20 protein-coding genes are annotated in these 21505 nt (G+C 63.7%); 9 read left to right on the forward strand and 11 right to left on the reverse strand.

Features of this window, described 5'->3' with window-relative positions; all coding sequences use genetic code 11:
- Nucleotides 1–2: 2 nt before the first annotated feature.
- Both LV82_RS05945 and LV82_RS05950 read right to left on the reverse strand, forming a co-directional pair.
- A complete protein-coding gene (locus tag LV82_RS05945) occupies nt 3–1979 on the reverse strand; it encodes a hypothetical protein (RefSeq protein WP_104069958.1) in 1977 nt (658 codons plus the stop codon).
- Between the two features lie 98 nt (nt 1980–2077).
- A complete protein-coding gene (locus LV82_RS05950; protein ID WP_146065129.1) occupies nt 2078–4111 on the reverse strand; it encodes a hypothetical protein in 2034 nt (677 codons plus the stop codon).
- Between the two features lie 611 nt (nt 4112–4722).
- On the opposite strand from LV82_RS05950, the gene LV82_RS05955 reads away from it, so the two are divergent.
- The 3 genes from LV82_RS05955 to LV82_RS05965 are packed head-to-tail and all read left to right on the forward strand — an operon-like array spanning nt 4723 to nt 7859.
- Nucleotides 4723–5529 (forward strand): helix-turn-helix transcriptional regulator, encoded by an 807-nt coding sequence (locus tag LV82_RS05955; protein WP_104069961.1) that lies wholly within the window; start codon nt 4723–4725, stop codon nt 5527–5529.
- Complete coding sequence (locus tag LV82_RS05960) at nt 5526–6023, forward strand: hypothetical protein (RefSeq protein WP_104069963.1); 498 nt, start codon at nt 5526–5528, stop codon at nt 6021–6023. Before LV82_RS05955 ends, LV82_RS05960 begins: the two co-directional genes overlap by 4 nt.
- A 9-nt stretch (nt 6024–6032) precedes the next feature.
- Entirely contained in the window at nt 6033–7859 is a 1827-nt protein-coding gene (locus LV82_RS05965; RefSeq protein ID WP_104069964.1) for an AAA family ATPase, read from the forward strand.
- On the opposite strand, the gene LV82_RS05970 is transcribed toward LV82_RS05965, so the two are convergent.
- Nucleotides 7846–8670, reverse strand: a complete 825-nt coding sequence (locus LV82_RS05970) for a coiled-coil domain-containing protein (RefSeq protein WP_104069966.1) — start codon at nt 8668–8670, stop codon at nt 7846–7848. The genes LV82_RS05965 and LV82_RS05970 overlap by 14 nt on opposite strands.
- A 296-nt stretch (nt 8671–8966) precedes the next feature.
- Nucleotides 8967–9164 (reverse strand): CsbD family protein, encoded by a 198-nt coding sequence (locus LV82_RS05975; protein WP_104069968.1) that lies wholly within the window; start codon nt 9162–9164, stop codon nt 8967–8969.
- A 216-nt stretch (nt 9165–9380) separates the two neighbouring features.
- Here LV82_RS05975 and LV82_RS05980 point away from each other — a divergent pair, with 216 nt between their 5' ends.
- On the forward strand, nt 9381–10442 hold the full coding sequence (locus LV82_RS05980; RefSeq protein WP_104069969.1) for an AI-2E family transporter: 1062 nt from the start codon (nt 9381–9383) through the stop codon (nt 10440–10442).
- 7 nt (nt 10443–10449) lie between these two features.
- Here the strand turns inward: LV82_RS05980 and LV82_RS05985 are convergent, their stop codons facing one another.
- The 4 genes from LV82_RS05985 to LV82_RS06000 form a co-directional block, all read right to left on the reverse strand.
- Entirely contained in the window at nt 10450–12015 is a 1566-nt protein-coding gene (locus LV82_RS05985; RefSeq protein WP_245873084.1) for a phospholipase D family protein, read from the reverse strand.
- Between the two features lie 80 nt (nt 12016–12095).
- Nucleotides 12096–13844 carry a sensor histidine kinase gene (locus LV82_RS05990; RefSeq protein ID WP_104069973.1) on the reverse strand — a complete coding sequence of 583 codons (1749 nt, stop codon included), beginning with the start codon at nt 13842–13844 and terminating at the stop codon, nt 12096–12098.
- 5 nt (nt 13845–13849) lie between these two features.
- A complete protein-coding gene (locus tag LV82_RS05995) occupies nt 13850–14410 on the reverse strand; it encodes an RNA polymerase sigma factor (protein WP_104069974.1) in 561 nt (186 codons plus the stop codon).
- Complete coding sequence (locus tag LV82_RS06000) at nt 14407–14634, reverse strand: NepR family anti-sigma factor (protein ID WP_146065131.1); 228 nt, start codon at nt 14632–14634, stop codon at nt 14407–14409. Before LV82_RS06000 ends, LV82_RS05995 begins: the two co-directional genes overlap by 4 nt.
- Before the next feature lie 223 nt (nt 14635–14857).
- Here LV82_RS06000 and LV82_RS06005 point away from each other — a divergent pair, with 223 nt between their 5' ends.
- Nucleotides 14858–15676: a response regulator gene (locus LV82_RS06005; protein ID WP_104069978.1), complete on the forward strand. Its 819-nt coding sequence runs from the start codon at nt 14858–14860 to the stop codon at nt 15674–15676.
- A 189-nt stretch (nt 15677–15865) separates the two neighbouring features.
- On the opposite strand, the gene LV82_RS06010 is transcribed toward LV82_RS06005, so the two are convergent.
- Nucleotides 15866–16240 (reverse strand): hypothetical protein, encoded by a 375-nt coding sequence (locus LV82_RS06010; protein ID WP_104069980.1) that lies wholly within the window; start codon nt 16238–16240, stop codon nt 15866–15868.
- A gap of 85 nt (nt 16241–16325) precedes the next feature.
- Here LV82_RS06010 and LV82_RS06015 point away from each other — a divergent pair, with 85 nt between their 5' ends.
- The 4 genes from LV82_RS06015 (at nt 16326) to LV82_RS06030 (ending at nt 18695) form a co-directional block, all read left to right on the forward strand.
- The gene (locus LV82_RS06015; protein WP_104069982.1) at nt 16326–17057 is read left to right on the forward strand and encodes a Crp/Fnr family transcriptional regulator; all 732 of its coding nucleotides are present in this window, start codon (nt 16326–16328) and stop codon (nt 17055–17057) included.
- 265 nt (nt 17058–17322) lie between these two features.
- Entirely contained in the window at nt 17323–17784 is a 462-nt protein-coding gene (locus tag LV82_RS06020; protein ID WP_104069984.1) for a host attachment family protein, read from the forward strand.
- Nucleotides 17785–17787: 3 nt separating this feature from the next.
- Entirely contained in the window at nt 17788–18267 is a 480-nt protein-coding gene (locus LV82_RS06025) for an MgtC/SapB family protein (protein ID WP_104069986.1), read from the forward strand.
- Nucleotides 18264–18695, forward strand: a complete 432-nt coding sequence (locus tag LV82_RS06030; protein WP_104069988.1) for a DUF4112 domain-containing protein — start codon at nt 18264–18266, stop codon at nt 18693–18695. The genes LV82_RS06025 and LV82_RS06030 overlap by 4 nt, the downstream gene beginning before the upstream one ends.
- Here LV82_RS06030 and LV82_RS06035 read toward each other — a convergent pair.
- On the reverse strand, nt 18677–20056 hold the full coding sequence (locus tag LV82_RS06035) for a mechanosensitive ion channel family protein (RefSeq protein ID WP_104069989.1): 1380 nt from the start codon (nt 20054–20056) through the stop codon (nt 18677–18679). The genes LV82_RS06030 and LV82_RS06035 overlap by 19 nt on opposite strands.
- On the reverse strand, nt 20053–21273 hold the full coding sequence (locus LV82_RS06040; protein WP_104069991.1) for a DUF2254 domain-containing protein: 1221 nt from the start codon (nt 21271–21273) through the stop codon (nt 20053–20055). Before LV82_RS06040 ends, LV82_RS06035 begins: the two co-directional genes overlap by 4 nt.
- Nucleotides 21274–21505: the final 232 nt, after the last annotated feature.

Below are 21505 nucleotides of genomic sequence, written 5' to 3' on the forward strand. Positions count from 1 at the left end.
GATTACGAAAGGGCCGATTGCATCACGTCCAGATTGCCGGCATCTGCTGGTATCGGCGCAATCGCATCGGCGTCATCGGTCGCGACCGGATTGCCATCGATCATGTCGGGTGAAAGGAATGCGGCGACGGCTTCGTTGGTCAGAGCGGTCAATGCGACCCCATCGGGCAACGAGTCCATGTCGATGAGCTCGGCCTGGTGAATCAGCGCGTCCGAATAGACGTCACCGCCGGCCAGAACCGTCGAGTCGATGCCGAGATCCTCGATCGTCGCGGCGTTCAGCATGGCGTTCGACCCGGAGTTCACCGTCAGGTCGCCACCCGAGGCCAGGATGTCGGCCAGGGCCGCCTGAACCTGGTCGGCATCGCCAAGATGCGTGACCTGCTGGATTGCGTTGAACTCGATCAGATCGCCCGAGATATACAGCACCGACAGCGCGTCCTTGCCGGCGAAGAGGGCATCCTTGGCCACGGCGTCCGAGATGTCGCTGGCGCCCGCGGCCAGAGCGTCGAGATCGGCACGGAAGGGATCGGTCATCGCAATGGTCGTGTCGATCCCCGTTTCGCAGATCGCGGCCGCGTTCATCAGCAGGTTGTCGCCTCCTTCGACGATGGCATCGCCCCAGCCGTCGCCCAGGATCACGTCATCGTCGTGCAAGACGTTCACCTGCTCGATGAAGTTCATCGAGATCATGTCGCCGCCGACGATGATCAGGTCATAGTGGAATCCAAGCTCGATCAGTGAGGTGTAGTTTCCAAGCGCGTTTTCACCCAGGCCGATACTTGTATTCGACCCGGTCAGGACGACCTGCGCGCAATCGTTGTCGGTTGCGAAGATGTGGCTTTGAACCCAGTTCTCCAGCACCACGTCACCATCGACCCGCTCGACCTGCCAATGCTGCGGAAATACCGGATCGGCGGCCGGCCGGGACACGGGTTCCGCATCGTCCGGAGCCGACGAGACGGATTCGATCTTGGCCGCGTTGATCGTCGCCGATGGGGTTCCCGGAGCGCCCGGCCCGAAATCCTGATCGGAAAGGACATTCACCTGCGAGATGATATTCACCTGGATGACATCGCCGGCAACGGCAATCACCTCGGCATCGACCCAGTTCTTGACGATATGCGCCTCGTTCGCGGTCAGGTTTTCGCCGGTCGAGACATGGTGCCCGTCCTCGACCGCAAAGGGGCTGACGGGAAGGGCTATCTCGGTTACGCCATCGGTATCGTCCGTCTCTGCGTTCTGCATCGAGCGGGGAAGGCTGTCGTTGAAATCGGGTATTTCCTCGGCCGCTTCGCCATTCACGAAGATTCCCGCCAAGGCTTCGCCCTGAATTACCGCGACATGCGCGCCTTCGGGCGCGGCTTCGGTCACCAATTGGGCCTCGGCGAACGCGGCCAGAATCGCATCCGCCGAGGGGATGTGACCGGGTTCCATCAGTTCGGACAATCCGAAACCAAGAGAGTCGGCCACGACCGCCAGTTCCATGAGCTCGGCGGTAAATGCGTCCGGGTCGACGAAATGGAGATCATCGTCGAAGACCAGGATATCGTTGTCATTCATGTGTATCGTCTGCACCGTCACGGTCACGACGGTATTCGGCAAGGGAATCTCCCAGCGCAGGACGATCGCGGATGTCGGGTTGAGCATCTCGGGGTCCGGCGTGGGTGTCTCGACCTGCGCGGAAATTTCGGCTGGTGTCGGCTGCGTCGCAGGCTGGAGCTCGGCCACCGGGGTCGGCACGAATTCACGGGCAGGGGACTGGGCCGTTCCCATGGCGCTGCCCGAAACCTCGACGCCCTGCAATTCATGCGGCGCGCGGAAGGAGATGGTAACCTTTACCAGGTCGGAATCTTCGGTGTTTTCGGGGGGGCGAGCGCGAAAGCTGTCATACGCGTCGCGCAGCCGCATCTCTTCGATTTCAACCTGAAAAAGACCAATGAAATGGGCGATTGCTTCCGTCGTTCTGTCCAGGGGCATCGTTCTGCCCTCCGTTTGTCGGATTCCGGAAAATACCGGACTGCGTCATGAAAAAGGGGAGCGGGGCCGGTCAACCGGCCCCGTCCGTTGGTTTCGTCTCAGGCGTCGTCGCCGATCACCGTCGAGTTGAGGTCGCCACCGACAACGGTCATGTCGACCGAGTTGCTGAGCACATTGGCGCCCATCACGATGCTCTGGTTGAACGCCGCCAGGTCCAGCGTGCCCGAGGCATCGGCGCTCGACGAGCCATTGACGTAACCGTCATCGCCGTTGTTCGAGCCCCACATGCCGGCCGTGCCGCCTGCGCCGCCGTCACCGTTCATCGCGGTACCGCCGCCGCCGCCGCCGGACATCACGTCGCCGCCGTCAAGGCCAAGGCCGGACATCGTCGAGCTGGACGTGCCCGCGCCTGTCACGGCGTTCGAGGCATCGTCGTCCGAGCTTGCGTTGCCGCCATAGCCGGCGATCGCCTCGGCCATGGAGTCGGCCGCGCCGCTGGTGTCGATGTCGCTGAACAGGTCGGCCATGCCACCCGCGCCGCCAGCCGCATCGGCCGTCCCGGTGCCGCCGACATCCGACATCGCCGACGCATCAGATGCGTTGGACCCGTCGCCGCCGTTGCCAGCACCAGTGCCGGTTCCGGTACCGTCACCGTTCACGGCATTGTCGGCCGCATTGTCACCGCCTGCGCCAGCAGACGAGGTGCCCATGCCCGAACCCGAGCCATTGCCGGTGCCGTCGCCGGACGTGCCTGTGCCATCACCGCCATCGCCAGCGGGGGCATCGGCCGTACCGGTACCAGTGCCACCGGCTTCAGCGCCAGACTCTGCGCCGCTTTCACCGCCGTCGCCAGCCGTCGCGTCGGAGTCGCCAAGACCCAGACCAACGCCCAAGAGACCCAGTCCCAGGCCGACGCCAGAGATCGCGCCGGCATCGCCACCGTCGCCACCCGTGCTTGTGGAGCCGCTGCTGCTGGTTCCGCTGCCGGTTCCCGTGGCGTCCGCATCGCTGTCGCCGCCATCACCGCCATCGCCCGACGACCCGGTCATGCCAAGACCGGCGCCAAGCCCGGCGCCCATCGCACCGGAGTCACCGCCATCGGCGTCCGAATTCGCGGTGGAGCCCCCGCTGGAGCCGACGCCCGTTCCGGTCCCTGTTCCGGTCCCGTTACCGCCCGACGCATTGCCGTTGGACGAGTCGGACATCGCGCCGCCAAGCCCCAGGCCAACGCCCAGGCCAAAGCCCGCGCCGCCGTCGCCGCCGGTGCCGGTATTGGTCGAGTCCGAACCGGAATCGTTGCTGGCGTCGCTGTGGCTGTCGGCATCGCCACCGTCGCCGCCTTCGCTGTCGCTATCGGTCTCGGCCGAGCCCATGCCCATGCCCATTGCGCCCGAATGCGACATCGCATGGCCGCCGTCTCCGGCTTCGCCATCGGCATCACCGCCATCGGCATAGGCGTCGCTGCCGCCATAGCTTCCGCCACCCGTGGCATCGATACCTTCCTCGGCATAGGCATCACCGCCGTGGGCGCTGCCGCTGTTGCTGAAGTCGCCGCTGTTCTCAACGGTCGGGTTCATGAGGTGGTCGTTGTCCTCGAGATTCAGCGACTGAGCATTGAAGGTCGCCGAGAGGGACCCGCCGCCGGAATCCAGGCCGTTCAGCACATCGGTAATCGTGCTGTCGTTGCCCGGGTCATAGGACAGATCGCGACCGGCACCAATGACGTCACCACCGACCGACGAGTTGTCGATGTCGTTGATGTCGTCGTCGCGCGGAATCCATTCGCCACCGCCGAAGTCGATATTGATCGAGTTCGTGTTGGTGTTGCTGTCGTCCCCACCATTGGTGTTGGACTGCTGCTGCTGCTGGCTTTGCTCCTGGCCCTGCTCCTGACCCTGTTCCTGGTTGGTCGAGGAGCGGTTCGAATTGGAATTGCTCGCGTCAGCAGAGGACGACGATTCCGACCCGGCCTCGGAAGACGCCTCGGCGCCTGCTTCGGCATTCGCCTCGGCGCCAGCTTCGGCGCCGGATTCAGAAGAAGACGAGGAGGTCGCCGAAGCGTCGTCGTCTTCGCGGATGTCGATGTCGATGTCGATATCGTGATCATCCATGCCAAAAATTCTGCGGTCCATAATGATCTCCATTGATCAAATGCCAGCACGATCCGACCGCCATTCATCTGCCAGGCGGTATGGGCAATGTGCTGAAGGTTTCAACTTGATCCGGCTGGTTCGAGCGATGCCGAAGCATCAAGGGCCGCCAACCGATGCGGCCAGGACATCAATATTCCCCCCTTTCAAAAATGTTTCCGCCAAGAACCGATGCGGACCTTTAATAAGCAGCCGATCAAATAAATACGTACTGGTGACAGGCTTGAAATGCGCCGCACCGGAAACAAAGTCAGGCTACCAATCGAGCCCATTGGAATGATTGCACCGAGTCAGGCTTTCGGAAAGCTGTCGAAAGGTGCTAGTGCAGCAATGCAAGGGCTTGCAACGTGCGTCCGGGCGTATAAGTGCCCTGATTGACAAGGTATATTCAAGATTTCGACATATTTTTGACACGCCGATTCTGGCGCTTCATATTAATCGTTTGATTTATGGAAAAAGGTTTTATCCAATCTGTATCAAGTCCATTGGCAAGATCTGTCGGGGCCGTCCAGGTCGTTCAGGAGATCATTCAAGTAATTGTAATAATTTGGTAAAAAGTCGCGCGGAAGGATCGGATTCCGTCGGTGAAAGCCATGGTTTCCGCAAGCTGGAAAATTGGTTATACTGATCGACAGTTGTTCTTTCGACCTATTTCAAGAATGTCGGTCCATATGCCGGCGGGGAAATTTATTATGAAGTCCGACCGCGATCATCGATCCGGCGGCGCCGGAACAGACAGGGTTCTGTTCATAGGGAGTGCGCTTGCCTTTCCGGAAGTGACGCTGCGCCTTGTGCGTGCCGAGTTTGAAGGCGTCGAAGTCAGCCGGTTCGACACGATCGAACAGGCGATCGACGCCGGCCAGGCTGCGAGCGTCCGAATGGTTGTCCTCGATCAGAAATTTACCGAAGATCTTGCGGATATTCACGACCTCGCCAGGTCCACCTTTGGCAATGCGCATGTCGTGCTTGCCTATGACGATGTCAGTATCGCACGGCCCGTGTTTCAACGACAGCAGGCAGGCATGGGTCTGTCGGGGCTGAGATTCATTCCAATGCATTCGGCCGTGGGATCCTGGATATCCATCCTGCGGCTTCTGATGGCGGGCGAGGTGCTGGTTCCCGGCGACCTGATCCAGCCATTTGCGATGAATGATTCAATGAATGGTGCTGCCGACGCCTCCGGAAATCCCTCGCTGACGCGTCGGGAAATCGAGGTGCTCAGGCTGGTGGCGCAGGGGCATCGCAACAAGACGATCGCAGCGATGCTGGACGTTTCCGAACATACCGTGAAGCTGCACATTCATCACCTGATGCGCAAGATCGGGGTTGGAAATCGGACGGCGGCTGCAAACTGGTTCATGCAGAACGGTCACGCCGGTGACGAGGAGGGCCCCGCATGATCCGCCCACCCGATGAGTCCTTCGATCAGGCGCTGCTGCTGATTGGCAAGCTGAATTACACCTGGACCAATACGGAAAGCGTTCTGGTTCATCTGATCGCGGGCCTGGCCGGCGTGGACAAGGACATCGCGGTCATCATCTTTCTGACGCTGAACACGACGCGCGCGCGGGTCGATCTGGTCGAACGCCTGGCCAAGCTGGGCCGGGTGCCGGATGAGGAACGCGATCGGGTTCTGGCGGCGACACGGCGCCTTGTCTCGCTGGGGGCAGAGCGCAACCGATACAATCATTCGATCTATGCGTTCGATCCCGAAACGGGCAGCGTGCGCACGATCATGATGCGCATTGCCGATCGCCGGGATCAGATTCGTGTGGGCAAATCGACCGACCTGGACATTGCGGCGATGGAACGGATCCGCTCGGCGATCGACGATCTTGGAAAGCTCAACCGCGAGTTCTGGGCCATCATCCGCGACTTCGGATATCCTGCATGAGTGACCGGCATGTCGAGCTATCCGGCCCGCGGCGACAGGGGGCAGACCATGTTGCGTGAAAGTCTGGCATCGGGGCGCGACAGCGGTCCTCTTTCCCGCGCTGTTGCGCAGGCAGAGATCTTCGTCGGTCCGATGCAGGATGTCGCCCTGGATCGACTGCGCTTTGCGCTGCGCTCGCGGGCGGCACTGACCGTCTTTACCGGGGTTCCCGGCGCCGGGCGTTCGCGGCTGCTTGATGCATTGGTGGCCGGAGAGGCCGGCGATCTGCCGGTCGTGCTGCTTGACGGCGCCAAGATCCCGCCCGAAGGATTGGCGGGTTCGGTCCTGCGCGCGTTCGGTCATGACGGCCGGTCTGGCGGGGATGAAGTTCACCGTGTTGCACTTGCCCATGCGCAATCGGGTCACATTCCGGTGGTCGTGATTGACGACGCCGATGCGATGGATCGATCGTCTCTGGCCGAGATTGCCGACATGATCGGGCCTGATCCCGAGGAACGGCCGCTGTTCAAGTTCATCCTGACCGGTCCGCCGCAGCTTTATGAAGCGCTGCGCATGGAACTGCCGGAACTCGTCGGCCCCAGCGTGTCGCTCGACCCGATGGGCAAGGAAGATGCCGCGGCGTTCATCCGGCATGCATTGCGCGCCGCCGGGTTCGGGCCGGACAAGATGTGCGGTGAAGCGATCGAGGAAGTCGTGAAATGCGGCGGGGGGATCGCGGCGCGGATCCTGTCGATATGTGATGCCTGTCTTGAAACGGTGGATCGGAATACACCCGTCGCGGATCGCAGTACCGTGCGTCGGGCCATCATCGCGCGCGGCATCCGGGCCGCGCCGGCCTTGCCCAAAGCCGCCGAAGATGCACGGGGACAGACCGATCCGCTGCCGATCTCCGATCCGGACATGACGCGGGACGAGGACGTTGCCGGACCCGCGGCAAGGATGACGCGCGCGATGCGGGCTCTGCGCGGATCGAGAGGGGAAAAAGCCCCACCCGTGGCGGCTGCCGGGCAAACCGATGACGCGGCCGCGCCGATCGCGTTCGTGCGGCGAAGCCAGAACGATGCCGCGCAGGCCGCGCCGGGCAAGGACGACGCCACGCCCCGCCGAACATGGACAGGTCTGATCATGGCCGTGCTGGTTGGCCTCGTCCTGATGCTTGCCATGAGTCAGCGCGATCGGATCGCCTTGCTTCTGGCAAGCGTTGCGGATCGCCCCGAAGGCCTGGATCAGGCGCAGCCGATTTCACCTCCACCTGCCCAGACCGTGGCCCGTATCGAACGAATTTCGGCGTCGCTGCGAAATGTGCCTGCGGGTGCCGAGTCGCGATTCCGTCTTGGCGTCGATCTTGGCCTGTCGGATCCGCAGGCGGCGGTCGTCGCCTATTCTCTGGCCGCGCTCTTGGGCCATGACCGTGCCGCCTATTACCTTGGCCAGATTTTCGAAGCCGGTGAGGGCGTTGCAAGCGATCCCCTGCTGGCGGCACGATGGTATCGTCAGTCACGGCTGATGCCCGCGGCGGCCATGTCGCAAACCGCAGGCACAGCCGTGCCCGGCGGCGATGCGCCAGGACCGCCACAGCCCTTGTATTCGGGTTTTGACGCATCGGGTGCCGCAGAGTTCGTCTGGGCTCCCGGTCGCGGGGCTGTCGCTGACCATTTCCGGCTGGATTTCGCGGACCGATCCGGGAACATCGTCGACTCGATCGCGCCCATCGAATTGTCCGCCACGCGTGTCACCGTGCCACAACAGGCTGCCTATTGGCGCGTTGCTGCCGTCGGCGCAGGCGCCAACAGGGCGCAGGCCCAATCGCCCTGGCTTCCGATCACTGCTCGGTAAGGTTTGCCCCCATGGTGCAGGCATCTCTCGCTGCGGTGCATTCCGAGATCGACGCCGCCAGCCTTCCGATCTCATCCCGCAGCATCTGCGCTTGAACATCAAGTTCCGCTGCTTCGGCGCGCGCCATGGCCGAACGACGCTCGAGTGCTGCAAGTCCTTCGGCAAGCTCTCGTCTGCGCGTCTCTTGCGCTTTCAATTCGGCCAACACAACATTCAATTGCGCCAGCGCCTTGGCTGCACGTTCGACCGCCAGCTGGCGGTCGAACTCAAGATCTTCGAGTTCCGATTTCGTCCGATGCAGCTCGGCCCTGGCCGATACCGTCTGATCTGCCAGCGCAGCAATCTCGTCGCGTCTGGCCTGGATGGCCAGCGATGTTTCCTGGGCCTCCGCGCGCGCCGCGTCGGCTTCGGCCAGCGCCGCCTGGCGTGCCATTCGGGCCTGTTCGGCCTGCTCCCCCGCGGCGCGCAATTCGTCCTCGGCCTTGGCGATCTTGTCTTCCATGGCGCGAAGGGCTGCATGAAGCTCGCTCAATCGTGCGGTGTCAGCCGCCTTTGACTGGCCCATGGCCGCCATGTCGCGCCCAAGTTTCTGCAGGCGGGCGCTGGCATCTTCGATTTCGGCAAGCAGCCTGTCGCGGTCGCGCTGCGCGGCCGTGATCTCATCCTTCAGTGCCAACAGGATCCGGCGCAGCGCGGCGGGGTTGTCGACCGACGGGCCCGGGGCCGATGCAATCTGTTGGCCCTGGATCGTGACCGGCGCAAGACAGGCTGCCACGATCGCGATGGCGCGAAAAATACGGGCGCCGTTCATGGAAATACCCTGGCTGACAAAATTGAACCCGACCAATCCGGCAAGGCAATTCCAAGTGTCGCACGAATCGACAAGCCCTGTCGAATCCCCGGGGTCTGCCACCGGTGGTCGTCCCGGCGCCGGGACCATTGCACCATTACCGCGGGCGATCCGCGCGACCACCCCGGGCACGGCATTTCAAGGCCACGGTCATCGACAAGCACAGATCGCGCCCGGGCCCCATCAGGTCGGGGACGATGTGAAGCGGCCCCGGAAAGGCCCGGGGCCGCGATGTTCGATCAAGGTTGCAATGACGATCAGAGCGATTTCATCCACTCGTCAACTTCGCGCTCGGCTTCTTCCTTGGTCTTGCCATAGCGCTGCTGAAGGCGGCCCACCAGCTCTTCACGGCGACCTTCGATCTGGTCCAGTTCGTCGTCGGTCAGCTCGCCCCATTTGGCCTGAACCTTGCCTTTCAGCTCTTTCCACTTTCCCTGAATCATGTCCCAGTTCATGGCGTTTCTCCTGCATCGTGGTGGTTTGACGAGTCCGGGGCGACGGTTCATGCCCCGCTCATGAAACAAACGCGGCACAATCCATTCGGTTCCCTGCTTCATGTTGCCGCTGCGTGGAAAATATTCCTGGTCGCGAAGGGAACCCCGGCTGGGCGGCAGGCGTTGGCATGACGCGGCAAACTCTCTGGCGCCGGTGGCCATCAAGGAGCGGAAACAGTGCGGACCGACACAAATCGCGTCGCGATCGGTGCGATCGCCATCATACTGACTGTGGCCGCCCTGATGCGGGCCGAAGAGATCCTGGCGCCTGTCACTCTTGCGCTGACGGCCGGAATTGTCATGTCGCCGCTGTCCGATTGGTGGGACCGGGTCAGGCTGCCGCGCGTCCTAGGGGCGATGGCGTCTCTGGCCGTGGCCTTGTTCGTGATCGTTGCGGGGGGCGCGCTGCTGTATCCAGTGGTTGACCGGCTGGTGACGATGGCGCCGAAGGTCTGGGCCGATCTTCGGGAAACCGTTGCCGCGATGCGCGACATGGCCGAAAGCGTCGAGTCGATCAAGGATGACATCGCGATGGCGGTCGACAGTCAGGCAGTCGCCGCGCCAGCCGCGGTATCGGCCGAAGCCGAGATGCCCATTCCGTCCGTCACTGACGCGCTTTTCCTGGCCCCGTCGATCCTTGCGCAGGTCCTGATCTTCGCGGGCACGTTGTTCTTCTTCGTCCTGACCCGGTCCGAGATCTATGACTGGGTCGCGCGATTTCTTGCGCGGCAGGATCAGCCGCCGGCCCACGTCAGCACACGCCTGATGCGCGCAGAGCGACGGGTTTCGCGCTATTTCGTGACGATTTCCCTGATCAATCTGGGGCTGGGCGCGGCGACGGCAGCGCTGCTATACGCGCTTGGTCTGCCCGGCGCGGTCGTCTTTGGCCTGCTGGCGGCGCTGGCCAATTTCATCCTTTACCTTGGTCCTGCCGTGGTCGTCGTGACCCTGGCCTATGCCGGGATTGCTGCCTTCGACGGCCTTTTCGCGATCCTGCCTGCCCTGGGATTTGCCGGGCTCAACATCCTTGAGGGCCAGTTCGTCACGCCCGCCCTGGTGGGGCAAAGCCTGAAGGTCAATCCGCTGATCGTCTTTCTGGCGGTCGTCTTCGGCATGTGGTTGTGGGGTGCGCCGGGCGGCATCGTTGCCATTCCCCTGTTGTTGTGGATCCGCGCCCTTGTCGAAGATCACGATGCCGAAGCGCGTCTCATTGGAATCGCGCCCGCCGCGCGGGACTGATCGATCGTCAGACCATCTCGTCGGGTAGAACGGGAACGGGCGCCGCCCATCGTTCAGTCGCCTTCAAATCGAAGGGCAGCACGAAGCCGCGGCGGTTCTCCGGGCGATTGCGCGCATTCTCGAACGCCAGGGCACGCCACGCGCCAATCGCGCGGCACGGATCGAAGAATTCCTCGCCCGCATTCTCGGGCAGCCAGTGCGCCAGGATGCGTCGGCGCAATTCGTGTACCTGAACATGATTTCGCAGCACGACGCCCGCCTCGGTGTCCCAACGCAGGCTGCGGCCGTTCAGGTTCGCCGAAGACACGATCGCCGCGCGATCGTCGAAGATCGATACCTTGGAATGGATATAGACCAGGGGCGCGCCGCACAGGCTGGCGCGCTCATGCGTTCCATCCTTCGCGGGCTCGACGGGACAGGGCCGGGCGGGGGCCCCGACGAACATGCGGTTGCCGAAGGCCCGGCGCAGGATCCGCAGCGAGCGCGCCTGAAGCCATTCGCCCAGGCGCGTGTCGATATCGTCGCTGTTGTCGAAGGCCACATCGTCCGGGGCCGCGGGCAGCATGACAATCAGGCACAAGGCCGGTTTCTCGCGCGCCACTTGCGCCAATTGGCGGGCAAAGTCGCGATCGCGCAGATACTGGGTTTCCAGGTAGATCAGCCGACTGCTCTGCCGGGCCAGCGCGATATGCCGATCCAGGATTTCGGTGCGGATGGGGCGCGGTCCGAAATGCAGCAGCCCCGGCCGAGGGGCCGAGATCGTTCGGATCAGATGCCGCGTGGCCTCGGGCCGCGTCGTCCCGGCGGTCAGGGCGATGAAACGCTCGACATGGGTCTGGGCCTCGCGGGCCGCCGGGCCGTCCAGCATGATCTGAACGTCCTGCCAGGTGTCGGGGCCCGGCCGGTCGTGCGCGGGCGTGTCATAGCGCCGTTCGTTCAGGTCCAGCCCGCCGATATAGACAAGCCGCCGGTCGAACACCGCGATCTTCTGGTGGTGCGTCGCGGGAAACAGCGCAGGCGGTGGCCAATAGGGCGCCCGCAGGGTGCCGTCGTCTGTCCGCTTCAGACGCGCCGCAAGTCCAGGCATCTCGACCAGGGCGTTTCGGCGCGCGCCCTCATCCAGGCCATTCAGCCAGGCTGCGTGGTGAACCAGGTGTCGGCGCACCAAAGGCCAGGTCAGAACGCGGGGCACAAGCCCGGTCCGCGCGCTGTGCATGGCGGCGACCACGTCCAGATCGGCCGTCTTGCCCGCGCATTCCCGCGCCGCGCACAGGATGCGCATGCTGCGCCAGGTCAGGCGATGCAGTTCGGGGCGGGCAATGGGGTCGAAGTCGGAAATGGCAAGGCGGATGCGCACCCCGCGCTTCAGCGTCGCAACGATCAGGTCGAACCAGGTCTGTCCGATGCGCCGAGCTTCGGGCGACCGCAATCGGGTCATGGGATCGAAGATGCGAAAGCAGGCCCAGATTTCCGTTTGCGAGTCCAGAAAGGCCCGTTCGAGCGCCGGATAGCCCTCGGCCGCCGTGATCAACACGCGAAAGCCCGAGGAGCGGCTGGGTCGGAAATGGGCCATGCTGCGTTTCATCGCTCCGTTCGACAATCATGGGCAAGGGCATTGCCCGAGACAACGCCCCTTCGCCCTGTCGGGTTCCCTCACGAGGCTGGAACGGGATCATCCCGCGTGTCGCTGGTCGAGTCGTCGGCGACATTTCTGGGGCGAAAGACAAGGGTCACGCGATAGGTGCCTTCAGAGACGTCCTTCACCAGCTCTCCGTCAAGTTGGGTGGCAAAGGCGTCAAGCAATTGCCCACCCAGCCCGCCATCGAAGCTGGGCGCTTCGGGGTCGTCGTCGCCCACGACGGAATTGGCCAGTTCGACCTCGATCCTGCCATCGGATGTCTGGCGCAGGGCAATCGAGACCTGTGGAGGCCGGTCGGACGGGCTGCCGGCATATTTGAAGGCATTCGTCAGGGCCTCGGTCACGAACAGCGCGACGGGAACCGCCTGTTCGGGATCAAGCGTTACGGGGGCAAGATCCTCGACCAATTCCACGCGACGTTCGGGATCGGCGAACATGCCCGAAAGCTGACGAACGATCCCGTGAACCAGCTCATCCAGCCGGATCATCGCAAGCGATGAGGATTGGTAGAGCAGCCGATGCACGTCGGCCAGGCTTGTCACGCGCGCCTGCAGACGCTGCAGCAATGCGCGCGACTCTGCCGTGCGTGCCCGGCGCATCTTCAGGTTCATGATCGAGGCGATCAGTTGCAGGTTGTTCTTGACCCGGTGGTGGACCTCGCGCAGCAGCACTTCCTTTTCGGCCAGCGCGGTTTCCAGTTCGGCCTCTTCGGTGCGGATCGTCTCGGCCATCCGCTCGAAAGCGGCTGCAAGCGAGCGCAGCTCCTGTGGCGCCCGGGTCAGACCGGCAGGCAGTGGCGCATTCCGGTTCTCGCCGAATTCGTCGATAGCCCGGTTCAACGTGCGCACATGTCGCACGACCAGGCGTTCCGCGGCAAACAGGGCAATGACCAGGCTGACGATCCACATGGCCAGGGGCAGAAGGATCGGACCCGCCGCATGGGCCGCGCCCAGTTCCGGCACGGCGGATCGGGGCCAGATCGACAAGGCGTAATACTGTCCCAACGATAACGGGACGAGCGCGAATATCGCCGACTTTCCGGCAGCCGTTTCGTCCAGAAATACCCGCTCCGGATGGCCAACAAGGTCGGCAAGCGTCACGCCCCCTGGCAGGGATTGGCCCACCTCTTCCAGATCTTGCTGGGTGGACAGGATACGCCCGGTTCGGTCGAACAGGATCAGATCGTCGGCTGTGGCATTGCCGATCCGGGGCGGGGTGGCATTGACCTTCGAATAAGGAACGGAGACGGCAACATGGGCTGCGACGCGGCCGGTTGCGTCGCGGATCGGATGCTGGATGAACAGCACATCCTCGCCCGAAAAGGGGGCATCAAGCAGCATGCCCGCAAGGCGCGTCTCGGCCCCCAGAAACTGGCGCGCGCCTTCGGCGAAGGGGCGGTCGCCAAGATCGCCCTGGGACGAACACATGAAGCGACCATTCACGTCATACTGGACGATGAAGGAAAACAGGGCCGAGTCGCGGCCCAGTGTCCGCAGGATGTCGTTGCACCGCTCTGGCGTGACAGGGCCGGCCGGGGCAAGGATCCGGGCCAGCGTTTCGGTCACGCCGGTGGCGCGCTCCATCGCGATCAGCTCTTCGGTCGTGGCGCGACGCGTGGCGCCAAGCACCGTGTCTTCGGCCCGTGCGCGTGCCTCGCGGCTAAGCGCGGTGGATTGCAAGGACGCAACAAGGCCCAGGGGCAACAATGCGAACGCCAGCATCAAGGCCAGGCGCCCGCCCAGATGAGACAGGAAAGGGCTCATGCGGGTCAGGTCACGGTAAAGGTCGAATTGGAAAGGGCCGCGCGGGTGCCGGTTTCGGCCTCGATCACCGGGCTTTCCCCGTCATCCAGCCCCATCAGCTCGGCCAGGCGCTTGCGCGCGCGGTTCACGCGGCTCTTGATCGTACCGACCGCCACGCCAAGCATGTTCGCGACGTCTTCATAGGAAAAGCCTTCGGCGCCGACGAGAACAAGAACCTCGCGATGTTCGTCGGAAAGCTGCGCAAAGGCACGTTCGAAATCGGACATGGCCAGGTGGCCGTCATGTGACGGGCCCACGGCCATGCCACGGGTGTGAATGCTGTCCGGGTCCGAGACCTCGCGCCGGCGCTTGCGCCCGCGCGAGTAATAGGCGTTGCGCAGGATGGTGAACAGCCAGGCGCGCAGGTTGGTGCCCTGTTCGAACTTGTCGAAGTTGGACCAGGCCTTGACGATGGCCTCCTGGACCAGGTCGTCGGCATCGGCGGGGTTGCGCGACAGGCTGAGCGCAAAGGCCCGCAATGCCGGCACATGGTCCACTATGGCGTCACGCGGATCGACGTCGCTCATTTCGTCGCGCCCTTCCGTTTCAGTTGCTCGATCAACTGGGTAAACCGTTCGGGTACCTGCTCTTCCAGCATGCGGCTATAGACGCGACGAAGGTTTTCCTCGATCTCGTCATCCGTCCTGTCCTTGCGGGGCTGGTCCCGATGCTGGTTCTGGGCGCCCGACTTCGACCGGTCCGCCGCGAGCCGGGCGCCATTTGCCGAATGCGTATTCTTCTGCTGTTCCATGCCTTCTGCCTTGTCCTTGATGGGCTTTGGGACCGCGTCCGGTCCCGCCCCGATGCCATGAGCCGTCTGTTCCGTTCCCCGTCGTCGTCCCCGGCTGGCCGTGGGCGCACGCCGGGACATGTTATCCGCTTTGCGAAAAAATTTCTCTCGCACGCGGAACTCAACGCGCGGATCTGCGTTTGGTTCCCGCAGATGCAAAAATTTTTGAACGGAGCCGACACAGATGAACACGACCGATCAGGCCGATCTTGCACAAAGGGTGGCCGAGGCGCTGCCGTATCTGCGCCGTCACGCGCGCGCGCTGACCGGTAGTCAGGAAACCGGCGACCGCTATGCAGCCGCCGCGCTCGAGGCGATCCTGGCCGAAGAGTCGCTTCAGGAGGAACTGCAGCGTGAGTCCGACCCCCGCATTGGGCTGTTCAGGGTCTTCCATTCCGTCTGGGCGTCGGCCGGCGCACCGGTTGGGGTGCCCGACTCGCCGCTTTCGGAACGCGCCCAGCGACGGTTGTCGGCCCTGACGCCGCGTTCGCGCGAGGCCCTGTTGCTGCATTCGATCGAGGGTTTCACGCCCGAGGAAATCGGCCGCGTGATGGAGGTCGAGCCCGATCATGCCCGCGAACTGGTGCAGATCGCCCGCTCCGAGATGAAAAAGGCCGTATCCGGCAAGGTCATGGTGATCGAGGATGAACCCGTCATCGCCATGGACATCTGCGCCATTGTCGAGGAGATGGGCCACGCCGTGACGGGCGTGGCGCGAACGCATGCGCAGGCGCTGGATCTTGCCGGGCGGGAAAAGCCCGACCTGATCCTGGCCGACATCCAGCTGGCGGACAATTCCTCGGGGATCGATGCCGTCAATGACATCCTGGCGCAGTTCGACGACCTGCCGGTGATCTTCATCACGGCCTTCCCCGAAAGGCTATTGACCGGGGCGCGGCCCGAACCGGCCTTCCTGATTTCGAAACCCTACCAGGAAGACCAGGTTCGCTCGGCTGTCAGCCAGGCGATGTTCTTTTCCTCGACCGAGACGCTGTTTTCATAAGGCCCGGGACCGCGGGGTCTTGCCCCGCGGAACCATGGCGCCGCGTGAACCTTTCGTGTTCCCGTGCGTTGAGGTCTTGACGGGGCAGGACACAGGAATGTGGCCCGGGTGTCAGGCCCCGCAGTCAACGCATGGGAAGGCAGGATGAAGCGGCAACGTCGGCATAGACGGCAAAATGGTTGCGAAGCATCATTCGGACAGCGCAGCCTGCAAGACCTGTTCCAGCGTGTTGGCGGTGAACGGACGTTCAAGGACGACAAAGCCGCGCTCGCGCCCCCGCTGTTCGGCAGCTTCGCCCACAAGGATGACCCGCGTTCCCCAGTTTCGAAACGCTTCGCCCAGCGGGCCGCATTCAAGCTGATCGGGGTCGGCCTCGACGATTGCCAGATCGATACGCCTGGGGTTTCCGATGGTCTCGATGGCCTCTTGAAGGCATCGCGCGTGAATGACGTCACATTGCATCCCGCCGACGGCGCGCAGCGTTTCGCAGATGTCGGTCGCGACGATGATGTTCTTCATGATGACCAGCGCGACGTGCCGGCCATGATCCTGCGCACCGATCATGTATCGTCCCCCTTTCGGGAGTGTCTAACACGGGCCGCGCGAAAGGGAATTAAACTGTGACAAGTCCGATGAGGAAAGTTTCACGATGGCCGACATAAGATGCACAGACTGTCCGTTGCGCAAATGCGACCTCTTCGTGCCCTTCTCGGATACCGAGATCATCGCGCAGCAAAGGTTCAAGTCGGGCGAACTGACCGCCGATCGCGGGACCGTCCTGCTGATGGAGGGGTCGTCCTCTCCCCAGCTCTTTACCGTGCTGGAAGGGATGGGCCTTCGTTACAAGACTCTTGAAGATGGCAGCCGGCAGGTTCTGAACTTTGTCTTTCCTGGCGACTTCATTGGTCTTCAGGCCGGCGTGATGGGAGAGATGCGCCATTCGGTGGAAGCCGTCACGCGCATGCGGCTGTGCGTGTTTCGTCGTCAGGACATATGGCAATTGTTTCGCGAAACACCTGAACGCGCCTATGACCTGACCTGGGTCGCGGCGGTCGAGGAACATTTCCTGGGTGAGGCCGTCGCCACCTTGGGACAGCGCAGCGCGATGGAGCGGATTGCCTGGGCTTTCCTGCGCATCTTCCGCCGGCTGGAGGCGCTTGGCCTGTCCACCGGCACATCCGTGCCTCTGCCCTTTCGGCAGCAGGATCTGGCGGATGCGCTGGGCCTGTCGGTGGTTCATGCCAACAAGACGCTCAAGCGGCTCGAGGAGCGGCAGCTTGCATCATGGCGCGGAGGGCGGCTGAGCATCGGCGATTTCAAGGAACTTGCGCGGATCGGTCTGACCGATGACGAGCCCCCGGCGAAGCGGCCGCTGATGTAGAATGGCGCGCCCAAGCGAGCGCCGAGAACTGGATCGCGCCGGCATATCGTCATGTCTGCCTGTCGTGCCCTGCCGCCCGAACGCTCGTCTGTTTTCGTCGCATGGATCTTGCCCTCGGTGCTTGAAGCGGTGCCGGGCGGGTTCCCATATCGATAAACGACAGGACGGGCGGCCGGTTCCGCCGGAACCGGCCGCGCCCCGGGACGTTGGAAACCAGACATGATGCCGGGATCTTCCCGGCCTGACGGAGAGGGAGACAGGTTTCATGACCAGAACCAGGCTGAAGGATGGTGACTGGATCGTCGTTGCCGATGGCGAAAAGGCGCTGTTCCTGCGCAATCTGACCGATCACGAGAACCCGCATTTCCAGGTCGTGCGCGTGAAGGAGCAGGACAACCCGCCGAACCGCGACCAGGCGACGGATCGTCCCGGCCGGATGCCCGATGCGGGTCCGGGCCAGCGTTCGGCCCTGGACGAAGCCGACTTCCATCGCCTGGCCAAGGAACGCTTTGCCGAGGATCTGGCCGAGATCCTGTACAAGCGGGCGGTGGCGGGCGCCTATGACCGGCTGATCGTGGTCGCCAGCCCGATGGTTCTGGGCGTCCTGCGCGAGAACTGGCACGACGAGGTCAGAAAGCGCCTGGTCGCCGAGATCCCCAAGACCCTGACCAATCACCCGATCGACGAGATCGAGCGCATGGTCAAGGAAAGCCTCGACGAAGCCTGAACCATGGGGCCGATCGAAACAGACGCGTTTGTCTGGCGGCTTGGCGCGGCGATCCTGTGCGGGCTGATCCTTGGGATCGACCGCGAGCTGCGCAACAAGCCTTTGGGGCTGCGTTCCTACGTCATCGTCTGTGCCGCATCGGCGGCCTGGGCGATGACCGCGATCGACTTCGCCTTTCAGATGGCCCGCGCCCAGCCGGACCTTGCCGCCGACCCGACCCGGGTGATTCAGGGGCTGGTCGGCGCGATCGGCTTTCTTGGCGCGGGCGCGATCCTTTCGCGCAAGCAGGACGGCCATTTGAAGGGAGTCGCGTCGGGCGCCACGATATGGGCGTCGGGTGCGGTCGGCATGGCGTGCGGCACGGGCCAGATCGTCCATGCGCTGATCGTGTCGGTGGCATTGGCGCTGGTTCTGAACCTGTATGAATTCGCCGTCCGGCGTCTTGGTCCAGCAAATGCGTCGATGCCGAGGGACGACCGATGAGCGACGCGAAGACGCAAGCCCCCATGCAGGAGCCCGGTCATGACCGCGCTCTGATCCGCGCCCGCAGGCTGGCCCGGCTGCTGGACGCGCGACTGGGCATCCCCGGGACAAGGCTGCGGTTCGGGCTGGATTCGATCCTGGGGCTTGTCCCCGGCTTGGGCGACGTCGCAACCCTGGCTGCGGGGGCTTATATCCTGCATGCAGGCTGGAGGCTGGGCGTGCCATGGCCCGGTCTTGCCCGGATGGCGGGCAACCTCGCGCTGGACGCGGTGGTGGGCTCGGTTCCCCTGCTTGGGGACGTTTTCGATTTCGCGTTCAAGGCAAATCTGCGCAACGTCGCCGTGATCGAACGCCATCTGGCCCAGTGTTCCGGCCTCGACGCGCGCGGGCCGCGACCGGGCGCGATGGGCTATTCCTCGTCCGACTGACTGTTCAGAAGGTTGCCCTCTTCACCCGCCTGACGGCGCTCTTCCTGAGCAACCGCTCGGGTGGGGTCGGCGGCGGCCTCGGGATGTGCGGCCCTGGGCAGCCTGGTCGTGACGGTCATGCCCTTCTCGGCGCCCGATGACCTTGCGTCGTCTTCGCGCGCGGGCGCGGAGGAAGAGGTAAGCGTGCCCGATTGCGACTCGAGCTTGAGCCGATAGATCGGCTCGGGCAGGCCAAAGCCGTTTTCCTCCAACGCGACCTTGGCGGCCTCGATCGCGGCGCCGCGGGCCTTGTTGAAGTCGGTGCGGGTCTGATCCACCCAGCCGGTGAAGGTCAGGACAACATTGGAATCGCCCACGTCCTGTATCCAGGCCGCTACGGGCGGATCGTTCAGCACGAAGTCAAGCCTTTCGATGGCCGCAATGCCCGTGGCAAGCGCCGTGCTGTGATCGGCTTCTGCATCGACGCCCAGCTGGAACTCGAACCGGCGGTTCGGCGCGCGCGTGTAATTGACGATCCTGCCCTTGAAGACCGTCGTATTGGGTATGCGGATATGGTTTCCGTCGGGTGAGATCAGAATTGTCGCGCGCGATGTCAGCCGGGCGACACGGCCCAGATCACCTTCGATCTCGACCAGGTCATCCGGCCGAAAGGGCTGGCGCAGGCTCAGCAGCAGCGACGCGATGAAATTCTCGACCGTGTCGCGAACGGCAAAGCCGACCGCCAGGCCGACGAGACCCGCCGCCCCCAGGACCGCACCCAGCAGCGCGGTGGCGTTCAGGATCTCCAGCGCCACCACCACGCCCAGGATCACGAAGACAAGGCGACCGACCATGCGATAGACGTCGGCCACGAAGGAGTTGGGGGCAAGCCGTTGCCACGGAATGACACGGACGACCAGCCATCCTCCCGTCAGCGCAATGGCAAGCCCTGCGGCGGTGGCAACCAGCAGCACGGGCAGGCTGGCCAGGATGTCGCGCCCCCGCGCGGCAAGACGATCCCATGCAGGCGCCAGACGTTGCTCGATATCGCCGCCGATCTCGGTTGCGTTCTCGACGGCGACGACACCTTCGATACGCCCGGCCAGCTCTTCCAGCTGCGCCTTTGACGTGGCGTCCAGGACCGTTCCTTCCAGTCGTACGACACCATCGGACACGGTAACGGTGACCTCATCGTACTGGCCGAGAGCCTCCAGGATGTGACGCAGGCGCGTGGAAATCTGTTCGTCCAGCTTGCCATCGCCACCATCCAGCGCGATCGGCGCAGGCTCGGCCGGCGGCTGGTCCTGCGCCATGGCGCCGGATGTGCCAAGCCCGACCAGCGCCAAACCGGCGACAAGGATCAGGACGCGAAGTCGGGTCATGGGGTTTCCTCCGCTTTCAGTTGGTGCGCCAGGCGCGCGGCCGCCTTCGCGATTTCACCGCCCGCCTGATCTTGCAGACGCCGCAGGATGTCCGACAGGGCCGCGCGCGCGATCGCGTCCTGCCGCGCATAGGGCAGGCAGGCGCCCAGCGATCTTTCGACCAGATCCTCAGGGCGGGGAGCGGGCAGGACCAGCAGCGCGGGCGGAGTGTCGATCTGTCCGATTCCCTCGCGCGCGGCGCGCAGCAGGGCTGCCATCATCCAGTCCATGCAATAGACCGCCGTGTAGGGGTCGTTGATACCCGGCGACAACGCCCGAACCGCGACCTCGACCAGCTGATCGATCAGAAATCCGACATCCTGTTCCTCGGTCCGGTCGTCTCCAATGGCCAATGTCGCCTGCAGTCGCTGGATCAGGTCGTCCGACCTTTCTGCGCCGACGATCTCGAACGCGGGGTCGTCGGCCGATACGAATCGGCCCGGCGGCGGCAACAGGGTGATCCGCGCGCCCGCATCGACCGCGATCTGCGCCATGCCGTCGGGATCGTAGGCCTGGATATGGCCGCTTGTGCCTGCGGGGGCGTGCCAGATGGGCGCATCACGTACCGGAGACAACCCCTGGGCGCATTCGGGGATCTGGGGAACGATCTCGGTCACGCGCCGGCACAATCGGCGTCCCAATGCCGAGATGATATGCGAGACGTTGATCGTTTCGGGCACGTGGTGGACGAAGAAGATCATCGTGCCCACCGACAGAAACGCCATCACGATGGCAATCAGCAAGGAAATGCGCGGCACATAGGCCCCCGTGCCGTCCGGGCCGCGCGCCTCGACCCCGCGCAGGACAAGCATCGCAAAGACGAAGGTGGCGATGAGAATCCCCAGGCTCCACTGGCTGCCCCGATCGCGCATGAAGTTCCCGATCAGGCGCGGGCCGTATTGGCCCGATGCAAAGGTCACCGCGACCATCGTGATCGAAAACATCATGCCCGCAACGCCGATGCTGCTGGATGCGATCAGGCTGAGCGTGTTGCGCGCATCCTCGGGCGCCGAGACCAGCCTGTCGCCCAGAAAATCCTCGACCCAGGGCAGGGCATCGATCCATGCTAGCCCTTCGGCGGCGATCCCCGCAACAAGCGCAAGGCCCGCCGGCACGGCCCAGTAGCTGGCGCGGATCTCATAGATGATCTTGCGCAGCCGAGCGCTGGAAAGCTTCATGTCCCTTGCCCCTTTGCACCGCAATCTTGCGTGATTCCGCGCAGCATCCCGTCAGGTAACGTACGCCGAACGGTTTGGTTCCCCAAAAAAATATTGCGATCCGAGCGGAACTGCCGCGCAGGGCGGCACGTTTTCCTTGTGCAAATTGTCGGGTCGGATCGCCGCGCGAATATCGGTCAGCCGATATGAGCATTCGCAGTCACGCGACCGGGCCGGCCTGGATCCAACGCGC

It is taken from the genome of Albidovulum inexpectatum (assembly GCF_002927635.1).
GTDB classification, from domain to species: Bacteria; Pseudomonadota; Alphaproteobacteria; order Rhodobacterales; family Rhodobacteraceae; genus Albidovulum; species Albidovulum inexpectatum.

What these genes read in the sequence shown, in the direction of transcription:
- LV82_RS06020 (WP_104069984.1), top strand. Translation starts at nt 17,323, where the DNA reads ATGACCAGAACCAGGCTGAAGGATGGTGACTGGATCGTCGTTGCCGAT.
- LV82_RS06000 (WP_146065131.1), bottom strand. Translation starts at nt 14,634, where the DNA reads ATGGAACAGCAGAAGAATACGCATTCGGCAAATGGCGCCCGGCTCGCG.
- LV82_RS06025 (WP_104069986.1), top strand. Translation starts at nt 17,788, where the DNA reads ATGGGGCCGATCGAAACAGACGCGTTTGTCTGGCGGCTTGGCGCGGCG.
- LV82_RS06040 (WP_104069991.1), bottom strand. Translation starts at nt 21,273, where the DNA reads ATGAAGCTTTCCAGCGCTCGGCTGCGCAAGATCATCTATGAGATCCGC.
- LV82_RS05960 (WP_104069963.1), top strand. Translation starts at nt 5,526, where the DNA reads ATGATCCGCCCACCCGATGAGTCCTTCGATCAGGCGCTGCTGCTGATT.
- LV82_RS05955 (WP_104069961.1), top strand. Translation starts at nt 4,723, where the DNA reads ATGGTTTCCGCAAGCTGGAAAATTGGTTATACTGATCGACAGTTGTTC.
- LV82_RS05990 (WP_104069973.1), bottom strand. Translation starts at nt 13,844, where the DNA reads ATGAGCCCTTTCCTGTCTCATCTGGGCGGGCGCCTGGCCTTGATGCTG.
- LV82_RS06005 (WP_104069978.1), top strand. Translation starts at nt 14,858, where the DNA reads ATGAACACGACCGATCAGGCCGATCTTGCACAAAGGGTGGCCGAGGCG.
- LV82_RS06015 (WP_104069982.1), top strand. Translation starts at nt 16,326, where the DNA reads ATGGCCGACATAAGATGCACAGACTGTCCGTTGCGCAAATGCGACCTC.
- LV82_RS05970 (WP_104069966.1), bottom strand. Translation starts at nt 8,670, where the DNA reads ATGAACGGCGCCCGTATTTTTCGCGCCATCGCGATCGTGGCAGCCTGT.
- LV82_RS06010 (WP_104069980.1), bottom strand. Translation starts at nt 16,240, where the DNA reads ATGATCGGTGCGCAGGATCATGGCCGGCACGTCGCGCTGGTCATCATG.
- LV82_RS06035 (WP_104069989.1), bottom strand. Translation starts at nt 20,056, where the DNA reads ATGACCCGACTTCGCGTCCTGATCCTTGTCGCCGGTTTGGCGCTGGTC.
- LV82_RS05975 (WP_104069968.1), bottom strand. Translation starts at nt 9,164, where the DNA reads ATGAACTGGGACATGATTCAGGGAAAGTGGAAAGAGCTGAAAGGCAAG.
- LV82_RS05985 (WP_245873084.1), bottom strand. Translation starts at nt 12,015, where the DNA reads ATGGCCCATTTCCGACCCAGCCGCTCCTCGGGCTTTCGCGTGTTGATC.
- LV82_RS05995 (WP_104069974.1), bottom strand. Translation starts at nt 14,410, where the DNA reads ATGAGCGACGTCGATCCGCGTGACGCCATAGTGGACCATGTGCCGGCA.
- LV82_RS05965 (WP_104069964.1), top strand. Translation starts at nt 6,033, where the DNA reads ATGTCGAGCTATCCGGCCCGCGGCGACAGGGGGCAGACCATGTTGCGT.
- LV82_RS05950 (WP_146065129.1), bottom strand. Translation starts at nt 4,111, where the DNA reads ATGGACCGCAGAATTTTTGGCATGGATGATCACGATATCGACATCGAC.
- LV82_RS05945 (WP_104069958.1), bottom strand. Translation starts at nt 1,979, where the DNA reads ATGCCCCTGGACAGAACGACGGAAGCAATCGCCCATTTCATTGGTCTT.
- LV82_RS06030 (WP_104069988.1), top strand. Translation starts at nt 18,264, where the DNA reads ATGAGCGACGCGAAGACGCAAGCCCCCATGCAGGAGCCCGGTCATGAC.